Origin of the sequence: Leptospira hartskeerlii (assembly GCF_002811475.1) — a bacterium.
In the GTDB taxonomy this organism is placed as follows: domain Bacteria; phylum Spirochaetota; class Leptospiria; order Leptospirales; family Leptospiraceae; genus Leptospira_B; species Leptospira_B hartskeerlii.
Map to the genome: position 1 here is coordinate 1 of NZ_NPDL01000020.1, position 5,926 is coordinate 5,926.

General features: G+C 39.8%; 4 protein-coding genes. All 4 read right to left on the reverse strand.

All coding sequences use genetic code 11. The features are described from left to right. Positions 1 to 1,330 precede the first annotated feature (1,330 nt). The 4 genes from CH352_RS18865 to CH352_RS18890 all read right to left on the reverse strand — a co-directional run bounded on the left by CH352_RS18865 (position 1,331) and on the right by CH352_RS18890 (position 5,396). Positions 1,331 to 1,993, reverse strand: coding sequence for a hypothetical protein (locus CH352_RS18865; RefSeq protein WP_100708305.1), 663 nt, complete (start codon positions 1,991 to 1,993; stop codon positions 1,331 to 1,333). A 642-nt stretch (positions 1,994 to 2,635) separates the two neighbouring features. Next, positions 2,636 to 3,385 carry a hypothetical protein gene (locus CH352_RS18875; RefSeq protein ID WP_100708306.1) on the reverse strand — a complete coding sequence of 250 codons (750 nt, stop codon included), beginning with the start codon at positions 3,383 to 3,385 and terminating at the stop codon, positions 2,636 to 2,638. Between the two features lie 205 nt (positions 3,386 to 3,590). Continuing rightward, a complete protein-coding gene (locus tag CH352_RS18880) occupies positions 3,591 to 4,070 on the reverse strand; it encodes a hypothetical protein (RefSeq protein WP_165780210.1) in 480 nt (159 codons plus the stop codon). A 624-nt stretch (positions 4,071 to 4,694) separates the two neighbouring features. Then, positions 4,695 to 5,396 carry a HEPN domain-containing protein gene (locus tag CH352_RS18890; protein WP_100708309.1) on the reverse strand — a complete coding sequence of 234 codons (702 nt, stop codon included), beginning with the start codon at positions 5,394 to 5,396 and terminating at the stop codon, positions 4,695 to 4,697. Between the last annotated feature and the right edge of the window lie 530 nt (positions 5,397 to 5,926).

Here is a 5,926-nt window from a genome sequence, read left to right on the forward strand (position 1 = left end):
ATTCACAGCGTTGGTTCCGGCATGTTCGCTTAACGACCAAGCCTAGCCGACGTTTGCGATGGCACGAGTTTGCTTTGCAAACGAAGTGACAGAAGCAAATGTGCCGGAGGCCAAGCAAGGGTCGCGTAGCGATCCCACAGCGCTGCGGCTGAGGCGATAGTTAGGCGATGCCCGCCTCTATATCAGTTTAATATTCCCAATTTTTAGTAACTACGATTATAAACAATAATCGCATGAGATATATGAAATCCGCTGAATAATATACTCGGTATTAATAAATGCCATTTGGAATATATAGTATTGAAATAATATTTATTCGCAATAAAAGAAATTCCGACCAACCAAACTATTGGTGTATAAGCTGGCGCTATAAATCCAATCAAGCTCAAACTCCAGACACTATTTGGAAGAAAAATGAGAGCAAGCCAGGATAAGTAATACAAACAGCTGCCAATTCCATACGTTATTAAACCGATCTTTGATTTACCAAATTCCCAATCGAATTTCAAAAACAGCGGTAATACAAAAATTATAGTGCGAAAAATGTTCTCCCCGATTAACACAGATACTGGGATATTACCGTTGAATTCAGAAGCTTGGTACGCGGGCGGCAATTTCTCCATAAGCAGTACATTCCATATTAAAATTGGAATTAGCAGAATATAGCAGTTAGTTAGGATTAAACGCATAAGAATATAGAATTTTAATTACATAGTGCATAAGAAGGATTTTGGCGGGTTTCGCCTAACGACCAAGCCTAGCCGACGTTTGCAATGGCACGAGTTTGCTTATGCAAACGAAGTGACAGAAGCAAATGTGCCGGAGGCCAAGCAAGGGTCGCGTAGCGATCCCGAAGCGTAGCGGCTGAGGCGAAAGTTAAGCGACGTGACTGCACGGACAACAATAGTGCCCGAAACTTACCTCTACTTCCAACAAAATTCAATACGGACTGATTGTAGATGTCTGCAATATTATATCCGTTTTATTCGCACATTTGAATTTACTCTTAGTGAAATGGTTAGCGCGTTAAAGCGGTTACCAGAAAACAATATCGCAGGCCAGCGCTCCACTAGTGCGATGAAAACGGATACTCATGGTTGAAATCTAAATTAGTCTAAGAAAGGATTTACAAAAAATCCAAACTTCAAAAATAATAAAAAGAAAATTTGCAGTCATGTTCGCTTAACGACCAAGGTGCTCCGACGTTTGCAACGGCACGAGTTTGCTCTGCAAGCGAAGTGACGGAAGCAAATGTGGCGAAGCCCGAGCGAAAGGTGCGAAGCAGCCTTGAGCGGAGCGGAGGCACCGAAAGTTAGACGACGTTGACAAATTATTTAATAACTCTTTTTAAGTAGTCAAAGAAAAGCTCAATCTTTGGGGCAGCTATTCCTTTCCTCTCCAAAGCTATTATTATACAGCTCGCAACAAAATCCCTTAATTGAAATTTCAATTTCTCTAACGAACAGAAAAATACAAAGATCAAAATAACATTCAAAGTAATAGCAAATAGAATTTCTAAATTTGGACTACTGTGATATTTTAAGCAATCATAAACAATCCATATCAAAGTCGTGATAAAGGCGAAAATGGTTGCTATAAGTGAAGCCCCTGCACCATGTAACCAGTCCGAAATATCTTTTGATTTACTTGTGGCTCCTTTGATAACTTCCGATGATTCAGACTTACTATACCAAATCGCATTAAATACTCCCCATGAAATAGGGTCTATTTTCGTAATTAGCTCAGGATATTCTTTTTCCAGCAATCCCCTTACACTTTCTACGTCGTGACTAGGGAGAAGAATATGATGTAGACAAGAGAATATATAACCCAAGACACTAGACGCAAAAATGAAGCCTATCGCAACAATCCAATTCAGGTTCTCCGAGACATGATTTGATAACTTTCCATTTGTTAGAGCGAAGAAGGCTAACTCAAATATAAATATAGCACCTGGAATTGAATATCTCAAAAATCTAGATAATTCTGTCATATTGATTACTCATTTTTGATTAGGATAAAAGTTTTTGTCAATGTCGTCTAACGACCAAGGCTTGGCGACGTTCGCGATGGCACGAGTTTGCTTTGCAAACGAAGTGACAGAAGTGAATGTGGCGTAGCCTGGAGCGAGGGTGCGTAGGCAACCCGAAGCGCAACGCCAGAGCCGATAGTTAGGCTGCAGTATCGCTCCTAACACGATGCTCCCCAACCCTACTCTATAAAATCCTCTAGTAGAGTAAAAGTCAATTAGTGACTAATTTACTTTCAGAATATAAGGTAGCGAACCCTTTTCGTTTCTTATTAGTACTAAGGCAACAGGAGTTCAGCAGAAACTCTGTATTAGTTAAGAGATTTAATAGATTACGATATAAGGTAAGAAAAGGGTGAAAAGCGGTCGAACCTTAAGTGGATCCTCATTTGACTCTTAAATAAAATTCAAAACTTATATTATAAAAAATAAAAGAAAATCGCGATATTGCGCCTAACGACCAAGCCTAGCCGACGTTTGCAATGGCACGAGTTTGCGCATGCAAACGAAGTGACAGAAGCAAATGTGCCGTCAGGCCAAGCAAGGGTCGCGTTAGCGATCCCGAAGCGCTGCGGCTGAGGCGATAGTTATGCGACGTTGTATGATTCAACATTGATTGCGCATATTACGAAATAGAGCTTTAGAAGCCCTAGCCCACTCTCCGAATTTACGAACAGATATTTGAAAATCCTCTAAATAAGGAGATAATAAATCTAAAATTCCTTCATCAATAATTGCGTTCTGTTTATCAAGTTTATCTATAAGTATCGACAATGGCTCAGATACGTCCTTTTGAAAGGAGAAATTATTGTTCCTAAACTTATTAATTTCAATAAACCGATCATATTTTTTTCCACAAAGATCTGCAACTTTCACAATACTATCAGAAACGGAAGAACGATAGCTTTTTAAATCATCCGAATAAGCATAAGCTTCTCTTTGAAGGAGGGAAGAACGCCATGAATTTGCTAAAGTACATCCTCTATCATAAACAGACTCAGCCTCATCTAAAGCCGTATAAATTTCATCTATGGCTGCTCGCATCTCGGCGTCGGGAGTGTATTCTCTTTTTTTTGTAATTTCTGCATCTGCTTTTGTGCTGACAATAAGTTCCTTTGCGGATATTTTTGATTTCTTTAAAAAGAAAATAGATAATCCTATAGCAATAATCCCAACTAATAGAATAGATATACGAAAATAGGGATGTACTATCCAAGTAGGAGGTGGACTAACAATTATTGAAGCAAGCCATTCTGCTGGCGAAAAACTGTATATTACACATACTGCCCCAAATATTGCCCCAAAAACAAACCTAATTGCGGCCCCAGCAAAGTGAGACAATAACCATTTTATCATATTCATCTCTGGACATCAGTTTTCATACAATGTCGCATAACGACCAAGCCTAGCCGACGTTCGCGACGGCACGAACTTGCGCAAGCAAGTGTAGTGACGGAAGCGAATGTGCCGCAAGGCCGGAGCGAGGGTTGCGTAGCAAGCCCGAAGCGCAGCGGCTGAGGCGATAGTTAGGCGACGTAGATTTTATAGAAGAAAGCACTATCTATAAACAAAGTAGATTTAAACCATATAAGCGTCTCGGGATTACCAAAAGCTTACCCTGAAATGGCTTATATGAATTAATAAAATAGGCCTCTTCTAGATGACAGCTGCCAATCATTAAATTTTGCCATCCATCAAAATCGGTTCCACTTTCTGGACACAAGGTAAAGTGAATAAGATTTAAGCAAGTATCTACGGACCGTGTCCAAACATAGTTACCTTGATTATGAAGGAAGGTGTCGCCATTGCAGTAACGAATGGAAGGGCCCCCTATATTGCTATAAGTATTTCCAATAGACTTACAATATTCAAATTTATTTGAGACTCCAGCAATTACCTTTCGATAAGCATCATTTGCTCTTATTACATCAGTTGTATCAAAGCCAAAATTCGTATCTAAATCTAAACCAAATTCTTTACATGAAATAATAAATAAAAGTGAAAATAAAAATCTTTTTGCCATTATTGTGTTACTATCCATTCTAAATCTATGGCGCCTAACGACCAAGCCTAGCCGACGTTCGCAACGGCACGAGTTTGCTCATGCAAACGAAGTGACGGAAGCGAATGTGCCGTCAGGCCGGAGCGAGAGTGCGAAGCAGCTCGAAGCGCAGCGGCTGAGGCGATAGTTAGGCTGCAGTATCGCACCAAACACGATGCACCCAAACCCTACTCTATAAAATCATCTAATAGAGTAAAAGTCAATTAGTGACTAATTCATTTTCACAATAGAAAGTAGCGAACCCTTTTCGTTTCTTTTAATATTAAAGGCTGAAAGTAGTTCGATATAAACTTTAAATTAGTAACAAACTTTTCAGTACATCGATATAAGGTAAGAAAAGGGTGAAAAGCGGTCGAACCCAAAGTGGATCCTGATTCGGCTCTAAGGTAAAATTCAAAACTTAGATAGTAAAAAATAAAAGAAAATCGCGATATTGCGCCTAACGACCAAGGCTTGGCGACGTTTCGCGAGTCCGAAGGACTTGGCGCGAGACTTGCTTTGCAAGACGAGTGACAAAGCGAAATGTGGCGGAGCCTGGAGCGAGAGTCGCGAAGCGAACTCGAAGCGTAACGCCAAGCCGAAAGTTAGGCGATCGTGCCAAAATCACCAGGGAGAAACATTGGTCAAACTTTCTAAATGAATTTTCAAAGCATTGTCGGTTTTCTCTACAAGCAATGAAACGTGACCAAGAAAATCGTCAGCTTGCCATTTTTTTATCTTTTCTTCAGTTTTCAAACGATGAACAATTTTCCCTCGAATATCGAGATAATCATCTAACTTTTCTATTGCATTCGAATAATTCATTCTTTGCCAAAACCAAGATTTAGTAATATCTTTTATACCGACGGTATTACTAAATAAGTCTTTGATATTTTCAGACTTAGGAGAATGAAATTTCTCAATCCAAGCTCCAAGCACTTTTTTCTTGTTATCCGTTATGTAAGTAATCCATTTTTTGTCTGAAATTTTCCAAATAGCTGTTGGATCTTTTGAATTAGTAATCTCATCGACACATTGCATTCGTAATTTCATTGGAAGATGATCAGCCTCCTTGACATTGAGTAATAATTTTTCAAAAGATTCTTGAATGACATCTTCTATATAAGATTCCCATGAAGCAGAGACAAATACTAATGCGGTTTTATTCAGAATGCTTAGTCTATCATTACGCCGTCCTTGTCCGGAAGTCCCGGATAGTTCGACGTGCATTTCCCACAAAGTAGCTATTTCTTCTTTAGTTTCTTGAAATTTACTAAAAGCTATTGAATTCATAATTTTATAATATATTTGCAATTTTTTTGGCATGTCGCCTAACGACCAAGCCTAGCCGACGTTTCGTGAGTGCGCAAGCACTTGGCGCGAGGCTTGCCCTGCAAGACGAGTGACAAAGCGAAATGTGCCGTAAGGCCGAAGCGAGAGTGCGAAGCAGCTCGAAGCGTAGCGGCTGAGGCGATAGTTAAGCGACGGGACTGCACGGACACCAATAGTGCCCGAAACCTACCCTCTACTTCTAACAAAACTCAATACGGACTGATTGTCGATGTCGACAGTATTCCATCCGTTTCATTCGCACAATAAATTTACTTTTACAAGAATGGTTAGAGCATTAGGACCTTTATTCATAACTACTAACCAAGGCCGACGCTCCACGAGTGCAATGAAACGGATGCTCATAGATTGAATCTAGATTAGTCTTAGAAAGGATTTACAAAAATCCAAACTTCAAAAATAATAAAAAGAAATTTGCAGTCATGTTCGCTTAACGACCAAGCCTAGCCGACGTTTGCGATGGCACGAGTTTGCTCATGCAAACGAAGTGACAGAAGCAAATGTGC